A 26472-nucleotide genomic window follows, 5' to 3' on the forward strand; every position below is an offset into this window, starting at 1 on the left:
TACTTTGGTCTTACTAGGAGCGGTCCAAGTAGTTCGACTGCTCTTCATCGATATCGGAGATAAGCTCTCCCACAAGCCTCTCATCAACATCGAGAAGAGCCATGGCATCATGTCGGGTGCGCTCGATGATTTCGCCGTCGGTGATGAGGTCCACCAGGCCGAGGCCGGTTGCCAGTCCCGATTGGTCATCGCCGAGCAGATCGCCGAAACTACGCGTGGCCAGGTCCAGCTCCGCCAGTTGAATGCCGTCGGTGGTGGCGGCAATGCGGTCCAGCCGGGTGCGCTCCGGTGTCTGCGAATGCGTGTGTGTACATAGGAAGCACAGGCCACCACGGTCACCACGGCCGACACGACCGCGCAGCTGGTGAATCTGCGAGATACCGTAGCTCTCGGCGCGGCGAATCATCATGATCGTGGCCTCTGGTACATCCACGCCGACTTCGATAACTGTGGTGGACACCAGCACATCCAGCTGTCCTGTGGCAAAGGCCTGCATCACGCGGTCTTTGTCCTCCGGTGCCATATTGCCGTGCAACTGACTGATACGTACACCGGGCAGTTTTTTCCTCGCTCGGTCGAACACCGCCTCCACGGACTCGTCGAGGAACTGTTCCTCATCGCGGGTAATGCGGGGACAGACAATGAAGGCGCGGTTGCCCTTGGCCACTTCTTCCCCAATGCGCTCCCAGGTTCGTGCCTCCCAGCGGGGTTTCTCCAGCGTCGGTACGACAAAGGATTGGATTTCCTGACGTCCCCGTGGCAATTCCGTCAACTGCGAAACTGCGAGGTCGCCAAAAATGGTCATCGCTACCGTGCGCGGAATCGGGGTTGCCGACATCACCAACAGATGCGGTGTCATTCCACCCCGTCCCCTGCTTCGCAGCTGATCGCGCTGGCGCACACCAAAGCGGTGCTGCTCATCGACGACCACCAGCCCGAGATCGAAGAACTCCACGCCCTCACTGAGCAGGGCATGCGTGCCGACGACAATGTCAGCCTCCCCGTTGACTGCCTCCAACAGGGTTGCCCGGCGCTCCTTCGTCGACATCGATCCCGTCAACAGTCGTACAGTCACTGCTACTCCGGCTTGCTCCAGCATCGCTGTCAGCGATCGGTAGTGCTGTTGGGCCAGGACTTCCGTCGGCGCCAGCATCGCGCACTGCCTGCTGGAATCGACTGCTTGCAGCATTCCCAGTAGGGCCACCACGGTCTTACCCGAGCCGACTTCACCTGCTAGCAGGCGGTTCATTGGGCTGGGCTGCGACATATCGTCCGCAATATCGGCTGCGACCGCGACCTGACCGTCGGTAAGCGAAAACGGCAACCCTCGGCGTAGCTCGCCGCGAAGTCCCCCGGCGACTTCCATGCAGGCCGGAGCGGTGAGGCTCGCTTGAGTACGCTTGCGTGCACCAACGGCGAGCTGGAGCTCAAGCGCTTCGTCGTACTTCAGTCGGGCAAGTGCGATGTCGGGGCCCGCGATGGAGGGAAAGTGTGCGCCACGCAGCGCGGAATCGAAATCGGTAAGTCCCTCCGGTGCGGCGGGCAACGGGTCTGGCTGCAGCGGCAACCATTCGAGGATGCGCTGCATGTACAGAGCCAGGTGAATACCCGCTACTCCTTTGCGGCCACGGTAAATGGGCAAGTAAGGACGCGTCAGCAACCGCTGCATCTCCGCAATCCCCTTGGCTGTCTTCGTCAGCGTGGCCAGCTTGCCAGTGGCTGCGCCTACCGAACCGTCGGCTTTGAGCACCATGCAGTCAACATTTTTCAGCTGCAGCTCATTGCGGAACTCGCTGAGCGTGCCAACAATGAGCAGACGCACACCGGGGTGCAGCATATTGCGCAGCCATTCGGCACCGAAAATCGCGGCCGGAAGAATGCGTACGCCGTCGCTGACATAGATTTTCAGTGGCTTGCGTCGGTCTGCGAAGGCGGGCGCTGGCGAAATGCTGTGCACCTCCACGACTGTGGTGATGGTGTCGCCAATGTCGGAAAATGACACATCTAAGCTCTTACCCTGCGCCACGTAGCGCTTCGGGAAATTCGTCAGCGCATCCGAGACGGTCTCCATACCGAAAGCCGTGTGGAGTTTCTTCGCAATCTTTGGCCCCACCACGATATTCAGGGGCGTGCGCGCATAATCCGAGCCGAGCCATCCGAGCATCGCGCTACTCGATTCCTACCTGCACCAGCTCATCGATGCCGGTCGCATCATAGGCTACGACCTCCACAGGCTTGTCCAGCCGCGCCCGCACTTGCGCTATGTCCACGCCCTCAGCTCCGCGCCCGAGCAGCAGAGTCACTAGTTCCCCGCCGCCAGCCAACAGGTCTGAGATGGTCTCTGTGAGCGCGTCAGCCAGGGGCTTATCGACGTCCGCAGCGACTACAGCCGTTCGCGTGCCATTGGCAGCCTCTCCCATCGCATACGCAGCAACCGCCAGCGGCAGCTCAGCCGAATGCACGGCCAAGGCAGCAAGGCCAGCCGGAATGGAGTCTGTGGACACTACCGCGAGAGTCGGATTAGCCGCAGCAGCAGCGAATTCGATATCCGCCAATTCCTGGTCGCTAACCAGCCCATTTGGCAGCAGGATAACCTCGTCCGCGCCCCTCATGGCAGTCAGTGCCTTGGTGACCACATTGTCAGCGAACTCCTGGTCGGCGATGGCTGCGCGATCTGTGGGAGTGGATGTGGGAGTCGGAGCGGGGGTCGGGCTGATAGCAATCGCCCCAGAGGAGGTGATGAGATCATTCAGCGGACCATCCGGCACTACCGCAATGAGGATGCGAGTGGAGTCAGGTGTTGTCTCCGGCTCATCGAGCACCTCGATACGGATGCGTTCCGGACGACCGAAGTCAAGTGCTGCCTCGATAACCGCGCCCGGCTCCACTGTGTGGATATGCACCATGTACTGCGCGGTCTGCGCATTACCAGCATCACCTGCGATGATGAGCGAATTGCCCAGCGGGTTCAACCGCTCTCGCAGCGCTTCCACCGCCTGGGTATCCGCCAAGGAAATCAGGTACATGACCTCCATCTCAACGGTGGCTACGTGTGGCGCGTCGACATGCAAATCGACCGGTGCGGCTGCGCGGCCGCTGACTTCGTCGGCAAGCGCGTCGAGCAGAATGACCAACCCCGCGCCGCCGGCGTCGACCACGCCCGCCTGCTGCAGTGCCGGGAGCTGGCTGGGGGTTTTCGCCAGCGCATCGCGAGCGGCATCCGCGATCGTGTCGGCGAGCTCCTCAATCGAGTCGCCCTCAAATTCCTCCGCGGCAATCGCGGCGTGCCGCAGGACTGTCAGAATCGTGCCCTCCACCGGATTGGCAATCGCTTGGGAAACATGTTGCACAGCTAGCTTTAGCGAGTGTTGTACCGACTCAACGCCAATGCCACTACCGGAGGCAGCCTCAGCCACCGCGCGAAAAACCTGCGAGAGCACAGTGCCCGAATTACCGCGGGCGCCGCGCACTGCACCGGCAGCTAGGGCCGCGGTGACTGCGCGAACATCGGAAGCGTCAGCCTTTTGCGCTTCCTCATAGGCCGAACTCAACGTCGCGAGCATATTCGACCCGGTATCGGAATCCGGTACTGGGAAGACATTGAGACTGTTGATCTCATCGCGGCGGGATTGAAGCGCGTCAATCCCCCGGGCAACCCAGCCGACAATGGCGGCAGAACCAATCTGCAAAGACATGAATTCCTATTCTAGCGTCCAGTCGATAGGGGTAGCTCCCTGACGAATCAGCGACTCATTGGCCCGGCTGAACGGACGCGACCCGAAGAACCCACGGGATGCCGACAGCGGTGACGGGTGCGGCGAACAGATGCAGTCCACGCCGGGGAGCCAACGCTGCAAACTCTGCGCGTCGCGTCCCCACAGAATGGCCACGAGAGGCTGATCACGGGCGACCAATGCTTTGATGGCATGCTCCGTGATTGCCTCCCAGCCCTTACCGCGGTGCGAGGCAGCAGCACCCGGGCGCACGGTCAGTACACGGTTGAACAGGGCCACGCCCTGCCTACTCCACGGAGTGAGGTCACCGTTGGAGGGAGCCGGGAGCCCCAGGTCGGAGGAGTACTCCTTAAAAATATTCGCCAACGACCGCGGTACCGGCTTCACATCCGGCTGGACCGAGAAGCTAAGCCCCATCGCATGCCCCGGGGTCGGGTACGGGTCCTGACCGATAATGAGCACCTTGACCTCATCGAATGGATAAGTAAAGGCGCGCAGCACATCGGTGCCCGCGGGCAGGTAACCGTAGCCGGCCGCGTTCTCCTCGCGCAGGAACTGCCCCATCCGGTGGATGTCATCGGCCACTGGCTCCAGCACCTTCTGCCACCCTTCTTCGACCGGCAACGGATCCATGTCATGCAGCCTTTCTTCTCAAAACCTCTTCGAACTCTTAAAAGGAAACCCAACCGGCATCGCGGGCAGGAGGTTTGCCGTCGATAAGCACCGAATCGAACTTTTCCTTCGACACCGTACCGATAGCGCGGAACCCCGTCGGAGGCTCCCCCGGCGTCGAACCGATCAGTGTATGGTCCTCCCCTCCGGTGAGCACCCACTCCCACGGGTCGATGCCCAGGTATTCACCAGCGGCAATCTGCAACTCATCGGGCGCAATAGCACTGCTGTCAACTTCCAAAGTAACCCTGGAGGCCTGCGCAATAGCGCGGAGATCCACCACCAGTCCATCGGAATTGTCCGTCAGTGAACGCACACCTGTGGCTCGCGCCGTGGCACCCCTGCGATATTCAAATTCGGGCGTACAGTGTGCTGCCACCAGCTGCGCAAACTCACTCGGAACCCTCGCCGGGCTTCCGCAGTGCTGCAGCAGCGCAAGGCCCGCAGCAGAGTAGCCGATGCGTCCCGACGCAATCACCGTATCCCCCGCGCGTGCCGCTGAGCGCAGCAGCGGCCGCCCAAGCCCACCGAGTTCGCCCATCGCACTGATGGAAATCACCAGAGAATCTCCGCTGACCATGTCACCACCGACGAGCTCCGCCGGACATTGCTTGCCTTCCTGCCACAACCCCTCGGCGATACCGGTGACCACACTCACCGGAGTATGCAACGGTGCTGAGATGGCGAAAAGCATGGCCGTTGGACGCGCACCCATCGATTCGATATCGGCGAAGTTCTGTACTGCGGCCTTAGCTCCAACTTGCTGAGGTGTCGACCAGTCCAGGCGGAAATGGCGCCCTTCCACCAACATGTCGGTGGAAGTGACAAAACGGGCGTTGGGGGTTGTCTGTGTCAAGACGGCGGCATCGTCGCCATTGCGTGCCGACGGGGCGATAGCCCGGATGGCCTCAATGACCCCAAACTCGCCAATATCGCCAATGGTCAATTCAGTCACAGTGTCGAGTCACATTCCTAATAGTCGATGGTTAACCGTTAATAGCGGAACCCGTCTCGGTATTGCCCCCAACCAATTGGAGTTGGTACCGGACAACGTAGAATCAGGCCCATGGTAGACGCACCCCCATCGGGAGAAACAGTTCAGTCCAAGGGTAGCCGGACACGCGCGGGCATCGCACTCGCTATCGCCATTATCTCTATCCTCGGCATCATTTTTGCCGCAAAGATTTACCAGGATAATCAGGCGACAAAGCCAGTCGCGATTTCCAACCCGGAGCTCCCCGCCAATGACTCGCCCGAGTGTGCGGAACTGCTCGACCGACTGCCAGATCGCGCCGCAGGTCTGGTTCGCGCCGACATTGCAGAGCCAGCTCCAGAAGGTGCCGCTGTGTACCGAAACTTGGAACAAGACCGCATCACGCTGCGCTGTGGCGCGAACGTACCTAGCCAGTACAACGAACTGGCTAAGACCGAAGAGGTCAAGGGCATTTCGTGGCTGCGTGTTGTCGACAGTACCGACGAGTCTTTGGCGACTTGGTTCACCGTCGGGCGCGAACCGGTTGTTGCAATTACCGCCGAAGGAAATGCAGAGGCGGAGGATGCCCTGAGTGACCTCGCCGAGGCGCTGCGCCCGGACTCCGCGTACAAGAACAAGCCGGAGCGCGGCGGCGTCCCACTGGTAGAACTGGCAGCTCCGGAAGCTGATAGGCGCTGCAGCGGCTTGGAGGCTGCCCTCCCCCGCGAGCTTGGCAACCGTCACCGTCTGAGCACAGAGGAAATGCCGGCTGACATGCCGAAGGACATGGTCATTTGGGGCGGCACCCCAGCCGATCCGGTGGTGCTGCGCTGTGGTGTCGACGAGCCGGCTGGCTATAGCACCACCACGCAGCAGCTGACGCAGGTTGGCGACATTGTCTGGTTCAACGAACCAACGCTTTCCTCCGGTACCTCCGCCACCTGGTACGCCATGGGCCGGGAGCGCTTCGTCGCCGTTGAAATGCCGATGTCGGAGGCCAGCTCACTGATGCCGGTGCTCTCCTCGGTCATCGCGGACAACCTGGAGAACATCTCGCCGAGCGAAGAAAAGTAAGAACCAACTTCTATCGACGAGCTACTAGCGCCCGCTCAATCAGGGCGCTGAGCAGCTCCTCGTAGGCAACACCGGAAGCCGCAAACATCTGCGGGTACATCGAAATCGGGGTAAAGCCCGGCATGGTGTTGACCTCATTGATAATCGGGCCATTATCCGTGACAAAGAAGTCCACGCGAGTCAGCCCATCAGAGCCCAGTGCCCTGAACGCCCGACGAGCATCCGTGTCCAGTGCCTTCAAAACATCCTCCGGCAGCTCAGCCGGGATCTGCGCCGAGACGACATCATCCAAGTACTTGGTCTCAAAACCGTAGAAGCCCTCGTCAGAGTCCTCCGTGCCACGCAGCAACGACGGAACTGATACCTGCAGGCTGCCGTCAGCGCGCTGCAGCACACCAATCTCCACTTCGGCGCCGTCTACACCGGCCTCTACAATGACCTTCCAGTCGTGCTCTCGGGCCAGCTCTACCGCCGCATCCAGATTCGCCCAATCATCGACGCGGGAGATACCAATCGACGATCCACCACGGGCAGGTTTAACGAACACCGGCAGGCCAAGGGTCTCCTTGTCCTCGTCGGAAAGCGACTCGCCGACATGCAAAACAACCTGCTTGCCAATAGGAAGCCCCGCTGCCTGCAAGAGATTCTTCGTGCGTTCCTTATCCATTCCCGCAGCGGAAGCGAGCACGCCCGGGCCGACATAAGCAATGCCGGAAAGCTCAAAGAGCCCCTGAATCGTGCCGTCCTCGCCGTGCGGACCGTGGAGGACCGGGAAGATAACGTCGACGGTGTCGAAAACCTCGCCGGCGCGATCACCGGTGACGAAGCGGAATTCACCGCGGCGTGACGGCGAGGTGCTCAGCGCAACCTCCTCGCCCGGGATGACCTCAGGCATCGTACGCCCCTGCGTGCGCAGCGTATCCGTCTCACGCGTGCCGACGGTCCAGACACCATCCTTGGTAATACCAATGGGAACCACTCGGAAGCGGTCTTCATCCAGGTGATCCATAATTGCGCCGGCCGAGACACAGGAAACACTGTGTTCAGGGCTTGCGCCGCCGTAGATGACGGCGACGGAAATGCGATCTGCAGACGAGCTATTCGACGAAGTCATGGTGACTAAGTTTAGCCCCGACCTCGTTTAAGTGGTTACTCCGACTTGCGGCTGCGCCCCATCAGCTTGCGAATTGTCTCATCGACCTTCGCGCCTTCGTGGCAGACGGCGTAAACGGCCTCAGTAATTGGCATTTCCACGCCATTGCGACGAGCGAGGTCACGGACCGAGATTGAAGAAATCACACCCTCAGCCACCTGACCGCGCGTAGCGTGCTGCGCCTGCTCCATCGTGTCACCGCGACCGAGACGATCGCCGAAGGTACGGTTACGCGACAGCGGCGAGGAACAAGTGGCCACCAAGTCACCGAGGCCCGCCAATCCCGCGAAAGTCTTATCTTCTGCACCAACCGCGTCGCCCAGACGCGTGATTTCCGCCAAGCCACGGGTGATAATGGTTGCCAGCGTGTTCTCACCCAATCCTTGACCAGCGGCCATACCGCAGGCCAACGCAATGACGTTCTTGCAGGCACCGCCGATTTCGCAGCCGATCACATCGGTGTTGGTGTACGGGCGGAAGTAATTAGTGGCAACTGCCGCCTGAATCATCTTGGCGTTGTTCTCATCGGCGCAAGCAATCACCGTTGCCGCTGGCTGCTCCATCGCAACTTCGCGGGCGAGGTTCGGGCCGGACAGCACCGCAATACGCTCTGCTGGCAGGTCTGTGACCTCCGCAATGACCTCACTCATGCGCAGATGTGTCTCGCGCTCCACACCCTTGGCCAGGCTGAGCAGAATCGTCTCCGGCCCGATGAAGTCCTTCCAGACCTTGAGGTTGTCACGCAGAGTCTGCGAGGGCACGCCCAGCACCACCACATCCGCGCCCTTCAGCGCGGCCTCTGCATCCGAGGTGGCTTCGATGTTGCGCGGCAGCCCCAGACCAGGCAGGTAGTCGTGGTTTTCGCGGCTGATCTGAATACGCTGTGCCTGCTCCGCACGTCGCGACCACAGCCGTACAGGATTGCCCGCATCAGCAAAAACCTTGGCGAGCGTCGTGCCCCACGAGCCCGCACCCATCACTGAAACCTGCACCATCGCCGCGACCTTCCTCCGTTAGTCTCTAATCTCCAACAAGTCTAGCGAGACGTTCTCACACTGCGATACTAAACTAGGTCGGCGACAAAGGATTGAAAGGGAATTCACGATGATGCACGAAGAGGACAAGGACCTCAAGGGCGATACCTCCGTGACCGGTCGCCTGCGCCAGATTCCAACGAAGCCAGGTCAGGATGTCACCAAGCCGACCTTCGCGGCCGGCGCGGTTCTATGGCGCGGCGATGTCCACAACCCTGAAATCTGCGTGATTCACCGTCCCTCCTACGACGACTGGTCGCTGCCGAAAGGCAAGCTCGACGCCGGCGAGAACCTCATTGCCACCGCCGTCCGCGAAATCTGGGAAGAGACCGGTTACCGCGTCCGTCTGGGCAAGCTCGTCGGCAACGTCTCTTACCCTGTCGCCGGACGCACGAAGCTGGTCTGGTACTGGACCGCTGAGGTTCTAGACGGCGAATTCGAACAGAACTCCGAGGTCAACGAGCTTCGTTGGGTCTCCTGGGACGAAGCCGAGGAGCTGCTGTCCTACGACCTCGACCGCGACGTGCTGGTCAAGGCCCGCAAGCGCATGAACAAGGAACCGGACACCCGTCTCATTCTGGTTCGCCATGGGCGTGCGCACCGTCGCACCAACTGGAACGGCAATGATGCACTGCGGCCACTGGATAAGAAGGGACGTCGTCAAGCGGAACTGCTCGTCTCTGCCCTGGAAGGCTTCCGCCCCGAGCGGGTCTACTCCGCCGAGCCCGTGCGTTGCCAGGACACCGTCGCGCCACTCGCCGCAGAGCTGGGCATGCAGGTCACAGTCGACGAACGGCTTGGCGACGAGCACTGGATTGCCAACCAGGTGGAGTCCAAGAAGGCCTTCGAGGACATTGTCGCGCTCGGCGGAGTCAGCGTGATCTGCTCTCAGGGCATCACCATCCCAGACCTACTTGCCGCCTGGTCCGCTGAGGGCACCCTGCCATTCGACGAGGAAATCTTGTGCAAGAAGGGCTCTGCCTGGGTGCTGGGCTTCAACGACGGTGTGATGACCACGGCTGATTACTACGCCTCGGCGCTGCCGGTGAAGTAGTTTGTGAGGATTTTGACCTACAGCGTCTTAGGCTTGTGGGCCGGACGACTCTCCTCGTAGGCCACAATGTCCGCTTCGTTGCGCAGGGTCAGGGAGACGTCGTCAAGCCCTTCCATCAGACGCCAGCGGGTGTAGTCGTCGACCTCGAACGGGAAGACCTGCTCACCGGCCTCGACGGTGCGGGTCTCCAGGTTGACGGTGAGCTCCATGCCAGGGTTAGCCTCCAGCAGCTTCCACAGCAGCTCGACATCGGACTGCTGCATCTGTGCGGCGAGCAGCCCCGCCTTGCCGGCATTGCCACGGAAGATATCGGCGAAGCGGGAGGAGATGACGACGCGGAAACCGTAGTCCATCAGGGCCCACACGGCGTGCTCGCGGGAAGAACCGGTACCGAAGTCCGGCCCTGCTACGAGGACGGAGCCCTTTGCGTATTCCGGACGGTTGAGCACGAAGTCGGACTCGTTGTTGCGCCAGTTGCTGAACAGGCCATCCTCGAATCCGGTGCGGGTGACGCGCTTTAGGTAGACAGCCGGGATGATCTGGTCAGTGTCGACGTTGGATCGCTGCAGGGGAACGCCGACGCCGGTGTGAGTATCAAACTTTTCCATAGTGAAAGGTCCTTAGAAGTTCTGCTTGGGTCTGTTGTACAAAGATCGGCAGTGAGAGTCAGTTAGAGATCAGCCGGTGCTGCGAAGTGACCGGCGACGGCAGTGGCTGCGGCGACAGCCGGGCTGACCAGGTGGGTACGACCACCCTTGCCCTGACGGCCCTCGAAGTTGCGGTTGGAGGTCGAAGCGCAACGCTGGCCCGGGGTCAGCTGATCCGGGTTCATGCCCAGGCACATGGAGCAGCCCGGCATACGCCATTCGGCGCCTGCCTCTTCGAAGATCTTGCCCAGTCCCTCTTCCTCAGCCTGCGCACGGACCTTTGCGGAGCCCGGCACGATGAGCATCTGGACGCCGTCGGCAACCTTGCGGTCCTTCAGCACGTCGGCGACGGCGCGCATGTCCTCGATGCGGCCGTTGGTGCAGGAACCTACGAAGACCACGTCGACCTTGACGTCGCGCATCGGGGTGCCCGGCTTCAGATCCATGTACTCCAGTGCGCGTTCGGCCGCGATGCGGTCGGAGTCCTCAGCGATGAACTCCGGATCTGGCACGGTCTCCCCCAGCGGCACGCCCTGGCCAGGGTTAGTACCCCAGGTAACGAATGGAGTCAGCGCGGAACCGTCGATTTCAACGACCTTGTCGAACTTCGCGTCCTCGTCAGTAACCAGGGACTTCCAGTATTCGACTGCCTCGTCCCACTGCTCGCCCTGCGGCGCGTGCGGGCGGTCCTTCAGGTATTCGAAGGTGGTCTCGTCCGGAGCAATCATGCCGGCACGGGCACCGGCTTCGATGGACATGTTGCAAATGGTCATGCGGGCTTCCATCGACAGCTTCTCGATGGCCTCGCCGCGGTACTCAATAACGTGGCCCTGACCACCGCCGGTGCCAATCTTGGCGATAATCGCCAGAATCAAATCCTTGGCGGTAACACCATCCTGCAGTTCGCCGGTGACGTTGACCGCCATGGTCTTGAAAGGCTTCAGCGGCAGGGTCTGGGTAGCCAGAACGTGCTCAACCTCCGAGGTACCGATACCGAAGGCCATAGCACCGAAAGCACCGTGGGTTGCGGTATGCGAGTCACCACAGACGACGGTGGTGCCCGGCTGAGTCAGGCCCAGCTGTGGGCCGACGACGTGCACGATACCCTGTTCGCGGTCGCCCATCGGATGCAGGCGGATACCGAACTCCTCGGCGTTCTTGCGCAGTGTGGCAATCTGGGTACGAGAGGTCGGCTCCTCAATCAGATTGATTTTGCCGCCGGCGACAGTGGTCGGAACGTTGTGGTCCTCGGTTGCGATGGTCAAATCCGGGCGGCGTACCTTGCGCCCTGCCAGACGGAGGCCATCAAAAGCCTGCGGCGAGGTAACCTCGTGGACGAGGTGCAGATCGATATAAATCAGATCTGGTTCGCCGTTGTCGCCTTGCTTGACTACGTGGTCATGCCAGACTTTCTCGGCCAGAGTCTTCGGGCTGGTGTCCGTGGTGCGCATAGTGGGTGAGCCGCCTTCCGGATATATCTCTTTTATCTCAAGGAATGAGATGTTAATATCATGGCATGGGACAGATTAGCACATCCGAGACGCCAGCTCTAAGTGGCATTAAGGTTCTCGACCGTTCGGTACTCATTCTCAAGTCTGTTGCAGAAACTCCACGCACCCTCGCCGAGCTCTGTGACGACACCGGCCTGCCCCGCGCCACCGCCCATCGGCTGGCCACGGCGTTGGAAGTACACCGCCTTGTCACCCGCACTCCGGACGGCCGCTGGACGACGGGCCCCGGCCTCACCGAGATCACGCCTGTCACAACCGACCTGCTTGCCGACGCCGCAGCGCACATCCTGCCGAAGCTAGTAGAGGTAACCGGAGAGTCCGTGCAGCTCTACCGTCTCACCGGCGATACCCGCACCTGTATTGCCTCCATGGAGCCCGCCACCGGACTGCGCAACACCGTGCCAGTTGGCTCTCGCATGCCGCTAACCGCCGGCTCCGCCGCACGTGTTCTCCTGGCCTTTGGCCCGGCCAACCTCGCTGAGCGAATGCTTCCCGACGCCGACTTCAACCAACAGGACCTCGACGACTGCCGACGTCTCGGCTGGTCCGAGTCCATGGGTGAGCGCGACCCCGCACTTGCCTCCGTCTCCGCCCCGGTTTTCGACAGCAACCAGCGCATGATTGCAGTCCTATCCGTCTCCGGCCCCGTGGAGCGCATGACTCCGTCGCCCTACGAATGCTGGGGCGCAAAGGTTCTCGGCGCCGCTGAAGAGATGAGCTCCCGACTGTAATGCCCGCTTACCGTCACCTTGTCCTTCTTCTGTCCATGTTCGCGGCGGTCGGTTCGTCCGTCGTTCACATGGGTGTGCCTTTTCTCATCCCATCCCTACAGGAAAACGGCTTAAGCCTCTCCGCCGCCGGCCTCGTCGCAGCAATGCCGGCGGCCGGTATTGTCTTCACGCTCATCGCCTGGGGCTGGTTTGTCGACCGCTATGGCGAACGCGCAGCTCTGTTCGCCGGCCTGACCTCTACTGCCTTAACGACGGGGCTTGCGGCGCTAGCTTCGTCGTCAAGCCCGGCTCTGCTCGGGGCCACGCTCTTTCTCGCCGGGTGTGCGGCGGCGAGCGTGAATTCGGCATCCGGCCGCGTGGTGTCGGGCTGGTACCCACCGCATCAGCGCGGCACTGCGATGGGCATTCGCCAAATGGCTCAGCCCCTCGGCGCTGCACTATCAGCGGTAACCCTGCACCCTCTCGCGCAGAATTACAGCATCGGAGTCGCACTCGCGATGCCCGCAATCCTGTGCGCCGTGCTGGCGTTGCTTGTACTGATAGGCGTGAAGAATCCCCCTCGCCCTGATGCCTCGAACCCCACCGTCACGGCCAGCCCCTACCGGGACGGCAAGTACCTCGTGCGCATCCACATCGCCTCGGCGCTGCTGTCCTGGCCGCAGTCGATGATGGGTGCCTACATTCTGGTGTGGTTGCTGTCTGTGGGGTACTCCGATGGCACGGCGGGCACAATTGTGATGGTCTCGCAGCTGCTCGGTGCCGGATCGCGAGCACTGATGGGTGTGGTCTCTGACCGAGTGCGATCTCGCATCCGCCCCTACCGCTGGGTCTCGGGTGCGACCTTTGTTTTGGCTGTCGCAATGATGATTGCCAGCTGGGCTGATTGGCGCACGCTTGGAACTTTGCTGGTCTGCGCACTGGCCGTTGCTGTGGTCAGCCCGAATGGACTCGCCTTCACCGCAGTTGCTGAATACGCAGGCCCCTTCTGGTCCGGACGCGCTATGGGTACGCAGAACACGTTCCAGAACATTATCTACGCTGCAACGCCTCCGGTTTCGGGTGCGATTGTGGCCGCTGCGGGCTTCCCCGCGCTGTTTGCCGTCACGGCTCTGTTCCCCGCCGCCGCGCTGGGTATTGCGCCACGAGAAGACCAGAACCGCAACGGGCGGGTGCGGGTCGAGCTTGACTAGCTAGCTCCGCGCCCACCAAACAAATCGAGCCACGCACGCGCACCAGTGCACAGCCAGCAAACACAGCAGCCCAGCGCTGGCCACGTATAGCCACTGCACGCCGGTAATGTCACCCAGGCTGTGCGTACCAAGACTCAGAGTGCCCACGGGGAAGGTTGCACCCCACCAACCAGGGCTGTATCCGGCCCAACTGATTACGGCGCGGGTGAATCGTCGTAAAGCGATGGCGGCGAGGAAGACACCGACAATGAGCACAGCGGTGCCGTAAGCGACAGCGGAGGTTCGGTTGAAAAGCAGCTGCGCAGCGGCCGTGGACTGACCGACCAGCCCGAGCGGAATCCAGGCAGTACCGGCGATGGAATCGGGGATGCGCATGGCGCCAGAGAACAGCGCGACGTAGCAGCGTACGAAAACCGGCAGAACCGTAATCAGCGCCATCCAAAAGAGTATTTGTGCGCAGACGTGATAGAACGTGCCGTAGTCAACGCTCAGCTGTGCGCCACTTGTCGCCGCCACCATCGGGGCGACTAGCGCGAGGCCCCACTGAAAAGTTGGTTCGCCTTCGAATCCTCGCAGTTGGCGAAGGCTGACGTAGATTGCCAGCGGCGCACCGATCCACCAGGACATCAGCTGCCACGATGAGTTACTAGCTAGCGCAGTCGCAGCACTACCGAGAGCCATGATGCCCATCGAGAGCATGCCCCACGGCGCCATCAGCTTCGAGTGGAAAGGCGGGTTTCGAAGGCGCAGCCAGCCGACCACCATAAAGCCGAGAATGCCCACCGCCATGACTAGAAGAAGCTCCGGAATCACCGGCACCTCATGGATGTGCGCAAGTGTGGCGAAGATGGACGTACCCATCAGAGATCCTGCCCACGCGGGCCCGGCGGGTGCCAGCACATCACGGCGAGAAGAGTTGGTCATGCTCATACCGTATTTGTTCTTGCCACAGCTACAGCTATCACCAAACTCTGTGAGGGGTACCATAAATGCATGTACCCCTCCGCTGTGGCCGAACTCGAAGCACTTCTCACCGCCGCCCGTGCAGGCTCGATCTCCAAGGCCGCGCGTGAGCTAGGCATCAATCAGCAGACCATGTCCGCACGCATCGCGCGGGCGGAAAAAGCGCTGGGAATCACCGTCTTCGAACGCTCCCCCTACGGCGTATCTCCCACGGAAAACGGGCAAGTGCTTATCGACGCACTCCCAGACCTCCTCGCCGCCTGCCACAGGTTTTCGGGCATTGCCGCCAGCTTGCGTTCCGACGATGTTCCCCGCCACCTCACCCTTGCGGTGTCCAATACTGTCGCTGAGCTCTACTACCCCGGCTGGGCCGCCGAGTTCCACCGGCAACATCCCGCAGTCAAACTGTCAATGGTGCAGGCAAACTCCCGTGAGGTGCGGCAACTAGTGGCCAACAGTGCGGTGGACTTCGGCCTGGTAGAGGGCGAGGCTGGTCGACACGACCTCGAAGAGCGGATCATCGGCACCGATGAGCTGGTCCTCGCTGTGCCGACGGGGCATCCGTGGACTGAGCGGGCCGAGATATTCATCGAGGAACTGCGCACTACCCCGCTGGTTATTCGCGAACCCGGTTCCGGCAGTAGAAAGGTCGTGGAAGATACACTGGGGAATCTCGCCGAACCCGCGGGAGAATTTGGTTCCCTTTCGGCACAGCGTGCTGGCATGATTGCGCTGGCAGCGCCAACAATCATCGCCCGCGGCGCAATTCGCGATCAGGTAACGCTCGGGCGCATCGTCATCGTCCCCACCCGCACCCGTTTTACTCGCAATCTCAGCGTAGTTATGCGTCGCGGCAGTGAAGCTAGTGGGGACATTTCGGAATTTATCCGCATTGCAAGTCCTATACTTAGCAAGCATGAGCAATCCCAATGATGAACTCTTTTCCTCTGACCGCTATGATGCCGGCATCCAAATTCGCCGCGAGGTGATGGGCGACGAATTCGTCGATGCCGCCCTCTCTCGCAACGCCGGCTCCGACGGAGAGACCCTGCAGAAGCACATCACCGCCACCGTCTGGGGCTCCGTCTGGAGCCGTGAAGGACTGGCCAAGCGTGATCGCTCCCTGCTCAACATTGGAATGCTCGTCGCTCTGCGCGCCACCGAAGAATTGCGCGGCCACATCAAGGGTGCCCTCGCCAACGGCCTGACCCGCACCGAGATCACCGAAGCCATCGTCCACGCTTCCGGCTACTGCGGCGCACCGGCCGCACTGTCCGCGATGAAGGTCGCGCAGGAAGTGCTCGTTGCTGAGCTCGGACCGCTTGACGACGACGATCGGTAGGTAGCCCACGGGCTCGCAGGCCCCGGTCGCCGCGTAAGCACATCAGTGATGCGGCGCAGCAGCCACGACAGCGGCAGGGCAAAGGCAGCGGTGACGATTGCCACTGCCAACATCGAGCCTTGGAAGGTCTGATAGCCCATCAACGTCATCACCCAGTCCATGACCAGCACGTGGACTCGTATGAGACCTCTCCCAACCAAATCATGGCTGGATGACGAAGCCACCTGACCTCCGTACCCAGCGCAATCGGGGCCACGAATGCACCAGCGGACAGGCCATACAGCGTGGTCTTCCACAACGCCTGGTCGACATCATCCGGCACCAAGGTTGCTGGCCCCACGTGGGTGGTTGTGGATAGGAAAAACAGGACTAGCGCTATCAGCCAGCTGGCCGCCAAATTGACGCGCCAGCCAACTTTTCGCCCGTAGGCCAGCAGCATACCGATGGCGAACCAGTCGAAATACGCCATCGGCCACAGCCGTGCCACTACCGGCAGCAGCTCTTCTTGATGCGACAGCACAGTCCAGACCGGGCCAATGAGACCAAAACCAATAATGATGGCCAACGTTGGGCCAGGTCGCAGGCGCCCCTTAGTAATCGTCCAGATGCCAAGTCCCACCAGTGGCAACACCAGGTAGAAGCCGACTTCCACCACCATCGACCACATCTGCGGCAAGCCCGGGTGGATCCAGCCGAATTGGAGCGTCTGAGTAAAAGACATCGACCGCAGCCAGCCCTGCAAACCCCCACCCGATGGTGGCGGGTCATCTGCGGCATGAATGAGGAATGCCGCAGTAACCACAATCCAGTAGGCCGGCAGAACTCTCTTCGCGCGACTGGTGAAGTACTTCCGCAAGTCCGGTCGATTCGCAGGGACGTCGTCAGGCGAACCGAGCCAACGCCCTGTGAGCAGAAACGCACTGAGCACGAAGAAGATGGTGACGCCAATTTCGAATCGACCGTTGAGACGCCCCCACCAATCGTCCGTGTAATGTCCAGTCCAGAACGCGGCATGCGTAAGCAGGACACCGAACGCACCGATGGCTCGAATGCTGGTCAGCTCCGGAACGTAGGTGGACTTGGCCGAATTCATGCCAATATTTTAGGAGCGCAAAGTACTTCCCCGTGTTTTTTCGGCAAAAGTGGAATCTACATAATTTCTTCTACATGTTCTCGACGGTGCTCAAGATGTACTGAGCAGATTCACGCAGTCGCTCCAGCTCCCAGCTGTTTAGCTGTGGCGGCATACGACGAATGATTCCACCTCGGCCGATCACCGCTGGCATCGACAGCGAGACATCCGTCAACCCGTATTCACCATCCAAGCGTGTACACACCGGGTGGACGCTGTTTTGATCCAGCATCACCGCGCGGGCAATTTCCAAAGCGGAGCGTGCAACACCGGCATTAGTCCAGCCCTTGGCATTGAGAACATCGTAAGCTGCCCCGACTACGGCATCTTGAATTTCTTGCGGTGAAGGCAACTGCGTGCCATGCCATTTTTCCAGTTCTGTCCACCCCACACCTTGAACATTGAGTGTGGACAAAATTGGGACGGCCGTAAGCCCGTGCTCACCCATCATGTAGCCAGTAACTGACTTCGGGTCGATGCCGAGCTGTTTGGCAACTACCCAGCGCAGTCGGGCCGAATCTAGCATCGTGCCGGTGCCAAAGAGCTTTTCCGCGGGGTAATCGAACTCGGTATGAGCCAAGTGCACCACTGCATCGAGCGGATTAGTAATAAAGAGGACAATCGCATCGCGCGTATGCTTCACGATTCCCGGCATGACATCGCGAACCACCTCCCCGCTGAGCTTGGCCAATCCGGCACGGTCCGGACGGGAATCCGGGTCGTCCGGATCCGGGAGAATGGACGCACCAGCAGCGACGATAATCATATCCGTGTCGGCGCAATCGCTGTAGTCGCCAGCATGCACATTGACATAGTCCGTGCCGGGAACACCAGTGGACTGGGATTGGTCCAGAGCCTCGCCATGAGCGACGCCTGGTGCTGTGTCAATTGTGGCAATCTCAGCGAACAGCCCGGATTCCATGGCATATGTCAGGACATACGAACCGACGTGACCGAGACCAATACAAACGAGCTTTGAATGTTTCATAGTTTCGATACTAGGACTGTGGAAATCCAGTGCCGCGGTGGAGGGGTGAGCAGCAAGACAAAAGCCTCCACTCGATTACGAGTGAAGGCTCTTGTCTCTATATATCTTTGTACCCCGTACGGGATTTGAACCCGTGTTACCGCCGTGAGAGGGCGGCGTCCTAGGCCGCTAGACGAACGGGGCTTAGAACTTTCATCCGCGCGCTGCGGACTTGTTAAACAATACACTAGACGTGGATAGTAACTGCAAATCACCAGGTCAAAGCACTAAATTCCAAGTGTTTCCGCATTTTCTGCCAATGCGTTTTTAAGCTCCGCTTCATCCATTCTTCGCAAAGTCGCAACTTCGGCGACAGTGTCCCGCAACGCGGCGATGACCTCGGCAGAGACCGCCTCCGCCGCATCACCGCTTCCGGGCTCGCGCGGAAGGTCAGTTTCCAGCAAAAGCCTATCGACGGGCACCTGCGACACATAGGCCCGTCCGCGTTTGGTCCGCAACATGAGCGGATTGACGGAGATGTAGCCACCGGCTCGGATAAGCCTGGTCAGCTCATCGTTGGTGCCACCGAAACGGTGAAAGATGGGCACGAGATTCTGACCGAGCCCTACCCCTTTGCCGGAGTCCAAGCGTGGTTCCAGCAGATCAAGCACCGTATCGGCGCTGCGGACTGTGTGAATGGACAGGATATGCGGCTGGCTCGAAGCTTGGACAGCATCGAGGATGCCGGTGAGGACATGGATTTGAGTCTCGGCGGGAACGTCGTCAAGCCTGCGGGGCGCGAAGTCCAAGCCAATCTCACCGACGAAACGGGTGTGTGGAAGGGCCTCGCGAAATATCTCAAGCTCGCGCTCGTAGTTGCCGTCGATATACCACGGGTGATAGCCGACTGCGGCCATGGGGAGATTTTCGCGCTCTAGCTCGACAAATCCGGAGGGGCGGACTGTCTGCGCGATGATCTCCACGCCTTCCTGCGCAATATCGGCTTTGAAGCACTCGCGCGAAGCCGGTGGCAGGAAATCGTAGTGAAAGTGGGTATCGATGAGCCGCATCATTTTTCCGTTGGTGGCTGGTTTTCGTCGGCCGGACCGCCGATGCGCGGGGCCAGCGGGGTTTCCTCGAACCCGAGCAGACGGCGAATGACCTTTCCGGCCAGCATCTGCCCCATGATTGGCGGTATGTAGCTCATGGTACCGAGGGTTTCCGCCTTGGTACCGCTGCCCTTGTCCGCAATTCTCACTGGCTCTTCGGATGAGTACAGCACCTCAAGACCGCGAATGCGTCGGCGGATACACACCTGACGGACGACCTTCGCCAGCGGACAGACCTTTGTCTTATTGATTTTCGAGAAGGTCAGCCGAGCTGGGTCGAGCTTATTTCCGCCGCCCATAGCGGAAATGAGGTGGACACGATTTTCCGCGCACCACTGCGCGATCTCAATCTTGCCGGTGACATCGTCGATAGCGTCGATGATGTAATCCGGACGCGGGAACTGCTCGAAGGTCTCCGCCAGGTTTTCGCGTGTGAGAAAAATCTGGCGGGCATAGGTCGTACAATCCGGGTTGATATCGGCAACCATCGCCTCCATGACCTCGGCTTTGACCCGGCCAATCGTGGAGACAAAAGCCAGCGCCTGACGGTTGAGATTGCTCGGCTCCACGACATCACCGTCGATCAAGATGAGGTTGCCCACGCCGCCTCGGGCAAGAGCTTCGGCACAACTCGACCCCACGCCTCCGAGTCCGACAACCATGACGGTAGATTCAGCTAACGTTTCTAGCCCCTCCTCCCCTAGGAGAAGCTTCAGTCGTGCGAAACGTTCACTGGTCATAGTCGCCCCTGGTCATAGTCGCCTCGATTCTTAAAAAACAAAAACTCCCCAGCCGACTGACTGGGGAGTAACTTTGTACCCCGTACGGGATTTGAACCCGTGTTACCGCCGTGAGAGGGCGGCGTCCTAGGCCGCTAGACGAACGGGGCTTAGAACTGAATCCAACCCAACTGAGTGAGCGAATTCCGCTGGCCTACCAGGACTCGAACCTAGAATGACGGTACCAGAAACCGTAGTGTTGCCAATTACACCATAGGCCAATAAAGACTGGCGCTTTCGCGCTGTCTTTGTACCCCGTACGGGATTTGAACCCGTGTTACCGCCGTGAGAGGGCGGCGTCCTAGGCCGCTAGACGAACGGGGCTTAGAACCTTGCAGTTAGTGAATACATTCAACAATGAACTTCTTCACTGCTGGCCTACCAGGACTCGAACCTAGAATGACGGTACCAGAAACCGTTGTGTTGCCAATTACACCATAGGCCATCGCTGCTGAACGCAACGAGGAATAATATAGCCAATTGGCGTGAACAAGAGCAAATCACCTGGTCAAAGGTTCGTTGTCAAAGGTTCGTTTAAATTCGCGAGTTCCCCACAGCCCACCTCAGCAGAGCGCATAACTAATGCATAACCAATGCAGTGCATCTAACTAACGCAATCCCAGATCGAAAGCCCATTCGATCGCAGCTCAAAGTCGATCCGCCCTTCAGGAGACACTTCGTGGTGAAGCGGCTGGCAAACAGCCGCCACACACCACAAACCATCCCTGAAAGGCAAGCATCATGACTTCCCCCACAACAACGGCAACAGCAACCGCCCCCATCACACTCGAGCTGGAGTTCTCCGACATCACGGAGCAAATGAACGGCACCATCGGCCGCGTCATCGGCACTGTCACTATCCGTCAGTTCGCGAAAATCATCTCGGGCCTCAACCTCGATGCCAACCCACGCGTGTCCCGCACCGGCCGCATCACCGATGCCATCATGGAAACCATCGACACCACGCCGGAGCTCTTCGCCTACAAGTCCAAGGGTGTGCTCCTGGCCTCCACTCAGTTCACCAGTGAAGACAATCTCTACCGCTTCACCTTCAGCAACCGTCGCATCGAAGGCATCCTCGACGGCGGCCACAACTCGCTGGCTATTGCGCTGTTCGTCCTGGGCAAGCTCACTCCACCGCCTAGCCGCAAAATCAAGACGTGGTCCGAAATGAAGGAGGTCTGGATGGAGCGCTCCGAGGAAATCGAGGAATTGCTTGCCGACGAAAGCCTCACCGAGCTCGATGCCAAGGTTCCGGTAGAGGTACTCGTTCCCGGTGCTCGGGACAAGGACACTGTGCAGGACTTCTCCGATGCTCTGCTCGATATCTGTGCCGCCCGCAACAACAATGCGGAGCTCAAGGCGGAAGCAAAGCTCAATCGCGCCGGCTACTTTGACGATCTGAAGCATGCTCTGCCGCAGGGAATTAGCGACAACGTGCAGTGGCGCACCAACGATACTGGTCGACTAAAGGTGGGCGATGTCATCGCTATGGCGTGGATTCCACTGTCCTGTATTGACCTGCCGAAGGATGCCGACGGCAAGCAGATTGAAGCACCGACCCCTACCAGCCTCTACTCCGGAAAGGCCAAGCTGCTTGACCGCTTCGAGGATGTCATGAGTTCCCCAGAGGTCACTAAGCCCAGCACTGAAAGTATCAATGAGCGCACCGAAGAGGTCGTTCTCTACAACGAGAAGGTCCGCAGTGCCTTGAACCTCACGCGTGACTTCATCGATATTTTCGAGCGCATCAACGCGGAGCTACCCGATCTCTACAACAAGAGTGGCGGCAAATTCGGCGGCATTGATGCTGTTGACAAGGCCAACAAGAAGAATCCGCGGACTGGCAAAACTCCACAGAAGTACTCGAAGTTCTACCGCCAGCCCATCGGCTACGCGATTCCGGACGGGTTCATCTACCCACTCGTGTACGCCTTTGCCGCACTGCTCAAGCAAAACGAAGACGGCACGGTCTACTGGGGAACCGACTGGCACGAGTTCTTCAATAACCACATGGGGTCGCTGGTCAAGGACTACCGCGAAACCTCCATGAACATGCTGAACCGCGACCCGCAGAAGGTGGGCAAGGAAGCGGGCTCTTACACGAACCTGCTTCGCTCAGCCCAGCTCGCACTCTTTACTGAGCAGCAGTAAAAGGAGTGACCTCGAGCGCCTTGCGCAGTCGGCCCAGGCTGCGGCTGCGACCAAGCAGCTCCATGGACTCGAACAGCGGCGGCGATACCTGCGCACCAGTCACGGCCACGCGCACCGGGCCAAAAGCCTTGCGTGGCTTCAGCTCCAGGTCCTCGATGAGGGCCTTCTGAAGTGCAGTTTCAAGCTTCTCGGTGACGAAGTCCTCTTCGCTGAGCGGCTCCACAGCTGCAATGGTGGCCTCCAGGACAGCGACGGCGTCTTCCTTGAAGTTACGGCGTGCCGAGCGCTCATCGAAGGTGAACTCGTCCTCTTCCACAACTAGGAACTTCGAGAGGTCCCAGGCGTCGGAAAGCGTCTTCACACGGGTCTGCAGCAGCGTTGCCAGGAAAGCGAACTTATCCGCCGGGTAGTCGGCCGGGAAGTCAAAGTGGCTTTCCAGGTACGTGCGCAGACGCTGCTCGAAGTCCTTCGGATCGAGCATGCGGATGTGGTCCGCGTTGATAGCGTCGGCCTTCTTCTGATCGAAGCGAGCCGGGTTGGACAGCACATCGTGGATATCGAAGGCCTTGACCATCTCGTCCATCGTGAAGATGTCCTGGTCGCCGTCCATAGACCACCCCAGCAGTGCCAGGTAGTTCAGCAGACCCTCGCGGATGAAACCGTTATCGCGGTGGATGAAGAGATTGGACTGCGGGTCACGCTTGGACAGCTTCTTATTACCCTCGCCCATAACGAACGGCAGGTGACCGAACTCCGGGGTGAACTTGGCGACACCGATGCGCTTCAGCGACTCGTAGAGAGCGATCTGGCGCGGCGTCGATGGCAGCAGGTCCTCACCACGCAGGACGTGAGTGATCTCCATCAGAGCGTCATCGACCGGGTTAACCAGGGTGTAGAGCGGTTCACCGTTGGAGCGGGCAATAACGAAGTCCGGAACCAGGCCGGCCTTGAACTCGATACGACCGCGAACGAGGTCATCGAAGACAATGTCCTCGTCCGGCATACGCAGGCGAATCACCGGCTTACGGCCCTCTGCGCGGAAGGCTTCCTTCTGCTCCTCGGTGAGGTTGCGGTCATAGTTGTCGTAGCCCAGCTTCGGGTCACGACCGGCAGCCTTGTGGCGCTCCTCAACCTCTTCAGCGGTGGAAAAGGCCTCGTAGGCTTCACCGGCGTCAATGAGACGCTGCAATACATCGGCGTAGATGTCCTTGCGCTGCGACTGGCGGTACGGGCCGTGCGGACCGCCGACATCGATGCCCTCGTCCCAGTCAATACCGAGCCAATTCAGGGCCTCGATGATTGCCTGATAAGACTCTTCGGAGTCGCGAGCGGCATCGGTATCTTCGATGCGGAAGACCAGCTTGCCACCAGTGTGACGGGCATATGCCCAGTTGAACAGGGCGGTGCGGATGAGGCCAACGTGCGGGGTACCGGTTGGCGACGGGCAAAAGCGTACGCGAACATCTGACATGCTTTCCCACGATACCCGCCCTCCCACCTGCAGGCATGCATAGGGTTTGCATAGGGTTACAGAGCCCACTCCCCGGCCACTTCGCCGGCGTATCCGGCGGCTCGCAGCCGCTCAACCCAGCTGCGCAGTGGTGCCTCACCGGTGCCCGGCGCACCGCGGCCTGGGAAATCGGCAATCTGGACGTGCGCCGGCAGGCTCACTCTTCCAGTCTCCACATCAGTGAGCCAAGCATCCACGTCGACGCCATTAGCTGCAAAATGGTAAAAGTCCGCGAGCACACCAGCACCAGTCTGTTGAGCTAACTCCTCGGCTTGCCACGGATCTGTAATGGGATAATCACTCATCCCGGACAGTGGCTCAATCAACGCGCGAACCCCACTGAGCTCCAGCTGGGCAGTAATCTCAGTCAGTCTTTGCACCTGCAAATCGGTCAGCTCCCCCGAGCGCCCCAGCAGCACGTTCGAGCATTTCAGCCCAGTGGCCCGCGCAATCTGGCTCACTGCCTCCAGATGCCCCGCGGGCAGCCCATCCGTATCGAGCACTCCTCGCTGCCCCGCTGCCATGTCCCCTCCCCACAGATTCATGGCATAAAGACCGAGGCTGTCGTCAAAGAGGTCGCAAAAACCGGAAACCTCATCGGGTGCGGGCACTGCGAGGTCAAATGGCCACCAGAATTCCACGGCCGGGTAGCCGTCGTCACGCGCGGCGTTGACGGCGTCGTGCGGGGACATGTGTGCGTAGACCGTAGAACAGTTAATAATAGTGCTCATGACCAAAACGGTAGTAGTAACTGGTGGCGGCGCGGGCATTGGTCGCGAAATTGCTCTGGCTTTCGCCGCCGATGGCTGGCACGTGCATATCTGCGGCAGGCGTATCGACGCGCTCGAGGCCGTTGCCGCCGAAGCGGACAACATCACTTACTCCAAGTGTGACATCACTGACCCCGAGCAGGTCCGTGCGATGTTTGAGGACGCGCAGGTGGCTACGGGAACCATTGATGTTGCGGTACTCAATGCGGGGCTGCCCGGCACGCCCGCAGAGTTCGGAGAGACCGACATTGAGGACTTCCGGGCGGTCATCGATACGAATGTGGTCGGCTCGTACCTATGCGCACGCGAGGCGTTCGCGCGGATGAAGGCGGGGTGCGATGGGAAGGCGGACCAAGCAGGCGGCCGAATCCTGGTCAACTGCTCTATCGCGGCGCAGGTACCTCGAGCCCATACGGCGGCGTACGCGACGTCGAAAAGCGCGCTTGCCGGAATGACCCATGTGCTTGCCCTCGACGGACGCGAGTATGGCATTACAGCAACGCGCATTGATATTGGCAATGCGCAGACTGACCTGTTGGGGACGTTCACAGGCAGCGAGCCAATGTTCGATGCCAAGCAGGCTGCGGATACCTTCCTCTACGCCGCGAATCTGCCGGCGAGCGCAGTCATCGATCAGCTGACGATTACCGCTGCGGGTATGCCCTTTTTGGGTAGGGGTTAGCCTGCCCCTTAAACTGAAGCACAACTGGGTTTAGATTGAGGAGGCGGGTTAGGGCTATGTCCATGGAAAACCACCCCTCTCTGGGCGGCGGAAACGAAGAAGAGAAGCAGGAGAATTCTCACCCGTCGAACGAGCCTGCAGCGACTCCGAAGCGTTCGACGCGCTGGGATACGTCCCGCCCGACCACCGCCCCGGACTTTTTGCTCTCCCGGGCACACGGCTCCATCCGCACGCAAGGTATTGAAGAGCAGCTTTCCGACCCCTGGCTCGCGGCCGAGGGACTGCACTCGGGCATTCACAAGATGGTAGTCGGCGCATTGCCCTTCGACTTGGACAAGCCCGCCGCCCTGACCGTTCCCCGGGAAGTCATCCGCTCCTCGCAGCCGCTGGAGCCACCCGCGCACTACCGTTGGAACGCACCGAAGCCCCACGCCAACATCGTCGCTTACGATCCCCCGCTCGACGAGCACGCTGAGCGCATCGCCGCAGCCATCCGCACAATCGAGTACTCGGCGCTGGAAAAGGTCGTGCTCGCGCGCGCCGTGGAACTCGAAATCGATCCCCCGATTGACCCGCTCCTACTCGCATCGCGGCTGATCGACGGATCCCCCAACCGCGATGGCTTTGTCGTGGATCTCTCCCCCGCCGGTTCCGATTATGAGGGCAAGTTGCTCATCGGTTCCTCCCCGGAGATGCTGGTCCGCCGTACGGGTGACATCGTTGAGGCATTTCCCTTGGCCGGGTCGCTGCCGAGATCCCGGAATGAAGAGGTGGACCGGGCGTCGGCTCGTCGTTTAGCGGACTCGCGCAAGAACCTGGATGAACACGCCTTCGTTGTCGATGACATCGCCGACAACCTGGCGCCGCTGTGCAGTTCGCTGGATGTTCCGGACAGCCCCGAGCTGATGAGCACTGCCGAGATGTGGCACTTGGCCACGCATATCCGCGGTCGATTGAAGGATCCGTCGCTGTCCGCGCTGGATTTGGCACTGGTGGTGCACCCAACACCAGCCATTTGTGGCACGCCGACGGAATCCGCCTTCGGCGTCATTCAGGCCGTAGAGACTGACCGCGGCTTCTACTCCGGCGCTGTCGGCTGGTGCGATGAGAATGGCGATGGTGAGTTCGTGGTCTCCATTCGCTGTGCCGAAATCGACACTGAGGGGTCCGTGGCACGACTATGGGCCGGAGGCGGCATTGTGTCGCACTCCGCCCCAGAAGAAGAAGTCACGGAAACCAGCGCCAAAATGGGCACTGTGCTCCGCGCTTTTGGAGTTAAGGGCGCTTAAGC

General features: G+C 60.3%; 24 protein-coding genes and 5 tRNA genes. 9 read left to right on the forward strand and 20 right to left on the reverse strand.

What is annotated here, in order from left to right; translation table 11 throughout:
• Window positions 1-13 precede the first annotated feature (13 nt).
• Genes CRD13_RS01880 through CRD13_RS01895 form a run of 4 tightly spaced genes read right to left on the reverse strand, consistent with a single transcriptional unit; the run spans window position 14 to window position 5361 of the window.
• Complete coding sequence (locus CRD13_RS01880) at window positions 14-2164, reverse strand: ATP-dependent DNA helicase RecG (RefSeq protein WP_149420977.1); 2151 nt, start codon at window positions 2162-2164, stop codon at window positions 14-16.
• Between the two features lie 4 nt (window positions 2165-2168).
• A complete protein-coding gene (locus tag CRD13_RS01885) occupies window positions 2169-3695 on the reverse strand; it encodes a DAK2 domain-containing protein (RefSeq protein WP_149420978.1) in 1527 nt (508 codons plus the stop codon).
• A 6-nt stretch (window positions 3696-3701) separates the two neighbouring features.
• Complete coding sequence (locus CRD13_RS01890; RefSeq protein WP_187401198.1) at window positions 3702-4367, reverse strand: uracil-DNA glycosylase; 666 nt, start codon at window positions 4365-4367, stop codon at window positions 3702-3704.
• 37 nt (window positions 4368-4404) lie between these two features.
• Window positions 4405-5361 (reverse strand): thiamine-phosphate kinase, encoded by a 957-nt coding sequence (locus tag CRD13_RS01895; RefSeq protein WP_070643959.1) that lies wholly within the window; start codon window positions 5359-5361, stop codon window positions 4405-4407.
• A 111-nt stretch (window positions 5362-5472) separates the two neighbouring features.
• Between CRD13_RS01895 and CRD13_RS01900 the strand changes: the two genes are divergently transcribed.
• A complete protein-coding gene (locus CRD13_RS01900; protein WP_048735456.1) occupies window positions 5473-6453 on the forward strand; it encodes a DUF3515 domain-containing protein in 981 nt (326 codons plus the stop codon).
• A 10-nt stretch (window positions 6454-6463) separates the two neighbouring features.
• Here the strand turns inward: CRD13_RS01900 and CRD13_RS01905 are convergent, their stop codons facing one another.
• Window positions 6464-7567 carry a D-alanine--D-alanine ligase family protein gene (locus CRD13_RS01905; protein ID WP_049171570.1) on the reverse strand — a complete coding sequence of 368 codons (1104 nt, stop codon included), beginning with the start codon at window positions 7565-7567 and terminating at the stop codon, window positions 6464-6466.
• 35 nt (window positions 7568-7602) lie between these two features.
• On the reverse strand, window positions 7603-8601 hold the full coding sequence (locus CRD13_RS01910) for an NAD(P)H-dependent glycerol-3-phosphate dehydrogenase (protein ID WP_016422532.1): 999 nt from the start codon (window positions 8599-8601) through the stop codon (window positions 7603-7605).
• A 112-nt stretch (window positions 8602-8713) separates the two neighbouring features.
• Here CRD13_RS01910 and CRD13_RS01915 point away from each other — a divergent pair, with 112 nt between their 5' ends.
• Window positions 8714-9694, forward strand: a complete 981-nt coding sequence (locus CRD13_RS01915; RefSeq protein WP_187269737.1) for an NUDIX hydrolase — start codon at window positions 8714-8716, stop codon at window positions 9692-9694.
• A gap of 17 nt (window positions 9695-9711) precedes the next feature.
• Here CRD13_RS01915 and leuD read toward each other — a convergent pair whose 3' ends face one another.
• Window positions 9712-10302 carry a 3-isopropylmalate dehydratase small subunit gene (leuD, locus tag CRD13_RS01920; RefSeq protein WP_049189541.1) on the reverse strand — a complete coding sequence of 197 codons (591 nt, stop codon included), beginning with the start codon at window positions 10300-10302 and terminating at the stop codon, window positions 9712-9714.
• A gap of 62 nt (window positions 10303-10364) precedes the next feature.
• The gene (leuC, locus tag CRD13_RS01925; protein ID WP_049189542.1) at window positions 10365-11792 is read right to left on the reverse strand and encodes a 3-isopropylmalate dehydratase large subunit; all 1428 of its coding nucleotides are present in this window, start codon (window positions 11790-11792) and stop codon (window positions 10365-10367) included.
• 65 nt (window positions 11793-11857) lie between these two features.
• Here leuC and CRD13_RS01930 point away from each other — a divergent pair, with 65 nt between their 5' ends.
• Both CRD13_RS01930 and CRD13_RS01935 read left to right on the forward strand, forming a co-directional pair.
• Window positions 11858-12583 carry an IclR family transcriptional regulator gene (locus CRD13_RS01930; protein ID WP_049171587.1) on the forward strand — a complete coding sequence of 242 codons (726 nt, stop codon included), beginning with the start codon at window positions 11858-11860 and terminating at the stop codon, window positions 12581-12583.
• Window positions 12583-13773, forward strand: a complete 1191-nt coding sequence (locus CRD13_RS01935) for an MFS transporter (protein WP_049189543.1) — start codon at window positions 12583-12585, stop codon at window positions 13771-13773. The genes CRD13_RS01930 and CRD13_RS01935 overlap by 1 nt, the downstream gene beginning before the upstream one ends.
• Here CRD13_RS01935 and CRD13_RS01940 read toward each other — a convergent pair whose 3' ends face one another.
• Window positions 13774-14697 carry a TDT family transporter gene (locus CRD13_RS01940; RefSeq protein WP_224433164.1) on the reverse strand — a complete coding sequence of 308 codons (924 nt, stop codon included), beginning with the start codon at window positions 14695-14697 and terminating at the stop codon, window positions 13774-13776.
• A gap of 69 nt (window positions 14698-14766) precedes the next feature.
• Between CRD13_RS01940 and CRD13_RS01945 the strand changes: the two genes are divergently transcribed.
• Window positions 14767-15669: a LysR family transcriptional regulator gene (locus tag CRD13_RS01945; protein WP_070546711.1), complete on the forward strand. Its 903-nt coding sequence runs from the start codon at window positions 14767-14769 to the stop codon at window positions 15667-15669.
• Window positions 15653-16078, forward strand: coding sequence for a carboxymuconolactone decarboxylase family protein (locus CRD13_RS01950; RefSeq protein WP_070546713.1), 426 nt, complete (start codon window positions 15653-15655; stop codon window positions 16076-16078). Before CRD13_RS01945 ends, CRD13_RS01950 begins: the two co-directional genes overlap by 17 nt.
• Window positions 16079-16226: 148 nt before the next feature.
• Here the strand turns inward: CRD13_RS01950 and CRD13_RS01955 are convergent, their stop codons facing one another.
• From CRD13_RS01955 to CRD13_RS01995, 9 genes are all read right to left on the reverse strand, one after another.
• The gene (locus tag CRD13_RS01955; RefSeq protein WP_255467752.1) at window positions 16227-17171 is read right to left on the reverse strand and encodes an acyltransferase; all 945 of its coding nucleotides are present in this window, start codon (window positions 17169-17171) and stop codon (window positions 16227-16229) included.
• Window positions 17172-17241: 70 nt separating this feature from the next.
• On the reverse strand, window positions 17242-18198 hold the full coding sequence (locus CRD13_RS01960) for an L-lactate dehydrogenase (protein WP_149420980.1): 957 nt from the start codon (window positions 18196-18198) through the stop codon (window positions 17242-17244).
• A gap of 110 nt (window positions 18199-18308) precedes the next feature.
• Window positions 18309-18381: transfer RNA gene (locus CRD13_RS01965), tRNA-Glu, on the reverse strand.
• Window positions 18382-18464: 83 nt separating this feature from the next.
• On the reverse strand, window positions 18465-19250 hold the full coding sequence (locus CRD13_RS01970; protein ID WP_241482131.1) for a TatD family hydrolase: 786 nt from the start codon (window positions 19248-19250) through the stop codon (window positions 18465-18467).
• Complete coding sequence (locus CRD13_RS01975; RefSeq protein WP_048735404.1) at window positions 19247-20026, reverse strand: ThiF family adenylyltransferase; 780 nt, start codon at window positions 20024-20026, stop codon at window positions 19247-19249. Before CRD13_RS01975 ends, CRD13_RS01970 begins: the two co-directional genes overlap by 4 nt.
• Before the next feature lie 76 nt (window positions 20027-20102).
• Window positions 20103-20175, reverse strand: a tRNA-Glu gene (locus CRD13_RS01980).
• Between the two features lie 39 nt (window positions 20176-20214).
• Window positions 20215-20286: transfer RNA gene (locus CRD13_RS01985), tRNA-Gln, on the reverse strand.
• Window positions 20287-20316: 30 nt separating this feature from the next.
• A tRNA-Glu gene (locus tag CRD13_RS01990) sits at window positions 20317-20389 on the reverse strand.
• 49 nt (window positions 20390-20438) lie between these two features.
• Window positions 20439-20510: transfer RNA gene (locus tag CRD13_RS01995), tRNA-Gln, on the reverse strand.
• Between the two features lie 296 nt (window positions 20511-20806).
• Between CRD13_RS01995 and CRD13_RS02000 the strand changes: the two genes are divergently transcribed.
• Window positions 20807-22219, forward strand: a complete 1413-nt coding sequence (locus tag CRD13_RS02000; RefSeq protein WP_255467753.1) for a hypothetical protein — start codon at window positions 20807-20809, stop codon at window positions 22217-22219.
• On the opposite strand, the gene gltX is transcribed toward CRD13_RS02000, so the two are convergent.
• Complete coding sequence (gene gltX / locus CRD13_RS02005; protein ID WP_187401199.1) at window positions 22203-23690, reverse strand: glutamate--tRNA ligase; 1488 nt, start codon at window positions 23688-23690, stop codon at window positions 22203-22205. The two genes, CRD13_RS02000 and gltX, sit on opposite strands and share 17 nt — an antisense overlap.
• A 56-nt stretch (window positions 23691-23746) precedes the next feature.
• Window positions 23747-24460 carry a TIM barrel protein gene (locus tag CRD13_RS02010; RefSeq protein WP_239271942.1) on the reverse strand — a complete coding sequence of 238 codons (714 nt, stop codon included), beginning with the start codon at window positions 24458-24460 and terminating at the stop codon, window positions 23747-23749.
• Between CRD13_RS02010 and CRD13_RS02015 the strand changes: the two genes are divergently transcribed.
• Together CRD13_RS02015 and CRD13_RS02020 are read left to right on the forward strand one after the other, a co-directional pair.
• Window positions 24459-25181 (forward strand): SDR family oxidoreductase, encoded by a 723-nt coding sequence (locus tag CRD13_RS02015; RefSeq protein WP_187401200.1) that lies wholly within the window; start codon window positions 24459-24461, stop codon window positions 25179-25181. The two genes, CRD13_RS02010 and CRD13_RS02015, sit on opposite strands and share 2 nt — an antisense overlap.
• Before the next feature lie 56 nt (window positions 25182-25237).
• Window positions 25238-26470, forward strand: a complete 1233-nt coding sequence (locus tag CRD13_RS02020; protein ID WP_070546722.1) for an isochorismate synthase MenF — start codon at window positions 25238-25240, stop codon at window positions 26468-26470.
• Window positions 26471-26472 lie beyond the last annotated feature (2 nt).

Origin of the sequence: Corynebacterium sp. LK26 (genome assembly GCF_014335085.1) — a bacterium.
In the GTDB taxonomy this organism is placed as follows: Bacteria; Actinomycetota; Actinomycetes; order Mycobacteriales; family Mycobacteriaceae; genus Corynebacterium; species Corynebacterium jeikeium_D.

Bases quoted from the DNA above. Each gene is read 5' to 3' on its own strand.
- CRD13_RS01940 (WP_224433164.1), bottom strand. From the start codon at position 14,697: ATGACCAACTCTTCTCGCCGTGATGTGCTGGCACCCGCCGGGCCCGCG.
- leuD (WP_049189541.1), bottom strand. From the start codon at position 10,302: ATGGAAAAGTTTGATACTCACACCGGCGTCGGCGTTCCCCTGCAGCGA.
- CRD13_RS02000 (WP_255467753.1), top strand. From the start codon at position 20,807: ATGACTTCCCCCACAACAACGGCAACAGCAACCGCCCCCATCACACTC.
- CRD13_RS01915 (WP_187269737.1), top strand. From the start codon at position 8,714: ATGCACGAAGAGGACAAGGACCTCAAGGGCGATACCTCCGTGACCGGT.
- CRD13_RS01955 (WP_255467752.1), bottom strand. From the start codon at position 17,171: ATGAATTCGGCCAAGTCCACCTACGTTCCGGAGCTGACCAGCATTCGA.
- CRD13_RS01945 (WP_070546711.1), top strand. From the start codon at position 14,767: ATGTACCCCTCCGCTGTGGCCGAACTCGAAGCACTTCTCACCGCCGCC.
- gltX (WP_187401199.1), bottom strand. From the start codon at position 23,690: ATGTCAGATGTTCGCGTACGCTTTTGCCCGTCGCCAACCGGTACCCCG.
- CRD13_RS01950 (WP_070546713.1), top strand. From the start codon at position 15,653: ATGAGCAATCCCAATGATGAACTCTTTTCCTCTGACCGCTATGATGCC.
- CRD13_RS01970 (WP_241482131.1), bottom strand. From the start codon at position 19,250: ATGATGCGGCTCATCGATACCCACTTTCACTACGATTTCCTGCCACCG.
- CRD13_RS02010 (WP_239271942.1), bottom strand. From the start codon at position 24,460: ATGAGCACTATTATTAACTGTTCTACGGTCTACGCACACATGTCCCCG.
- CRD13_RS02020 (WP_070546722.1), top strand. From the start codon at position 25,238: ATGTCCATGGAAAACCACCCCTCTCTGGGCGGCGGAAACGAAGAAGAG.
- CRD13_RS01910 (WP_016422532.1), bottom strand. From the start codon at position 8,601: ATGGTGCAGGTTTCAGTGATGGGTGCGGGCTCGTGGGGCACGACGCTC.
- CRD13_RS01960 (WP_149420980.1), bottom strand. From the start codon at position 18,198: ATGAAACATTCAAAGCTCGTTTGTATTGGTCTCGGTCACGTCGGTTCG.
- CRD13_RS01880 (WP_149420977.1), bottom strand. From the start codon at position 2,164: ATGCTCGGATGGCTCGGCTCGGATTATGCGCGCACGCCCCTGAATATC.
- CRD13_RS01905 (WP_049171570.1), bottom strand. From the start codon at position 7,567: ATGACTTCGTCGAATAGCTCGTCTGCAGATCGCATTTCCGTCGCCGTC.
- CRD13_RS01890 (WP_187401198.1), bottom strand. From the start codon at position 4,367: ATGGATCCGTTGCCGGTCGAAGAAGGGTGGCAGAAGGTGCTGGAGCCA.
- CRD13_RS01885 (WP_149420978.1), bottom strand. From the start codon at position 3,695: ATGTCTTTGCAGATTGGTTCTGCCGCCATTGTCGGCTGGGTTGCCCGG.
- CRD13_RS02015 (WP_187401200.1), top strand. From the start codon at position 24,459: ATGACCAAAACGGTAGTAGTAACTGGTGGCGGCGCGGGCATTGGTCGC.
- leuC (WP_049189542.1), bottom strand. From the start codon at position 11,792: ATGCGCACCACGGACACCAGCCCGAAGACTCTGGCCGAGAAAGTCTGG.
- CRD13_RS01930 (WP_049171587.1), top strand. From the start codon at position 11,858: ATGGGACAGATTAGCACATCCGAGACGCCAGCTCTAAGTGGCATTAAG.
- CRD13_RS01900 (WP_048735456.1), top strand. From the start codon at position 5,473: ATGGTAGACGCACCCCCATCGGGAGAAACAGTTCAGTCCAAGGGTAGC.
- CRD13_RS01935 (WP_049189543.1), top strand. From the start codon at position 12,583: ATGCCCGCTTACCGTCACCTTGTCCTTCTTCTGTCCATGTTCGCGGCG.
- CRD13_RS01975 (WP_048735404.1), bottom strand. From the start codon at position 20,026: ATGACCAGTGAACGTTTCGCACGACTGAAGCTTCTCCTAGGGGAGGAG.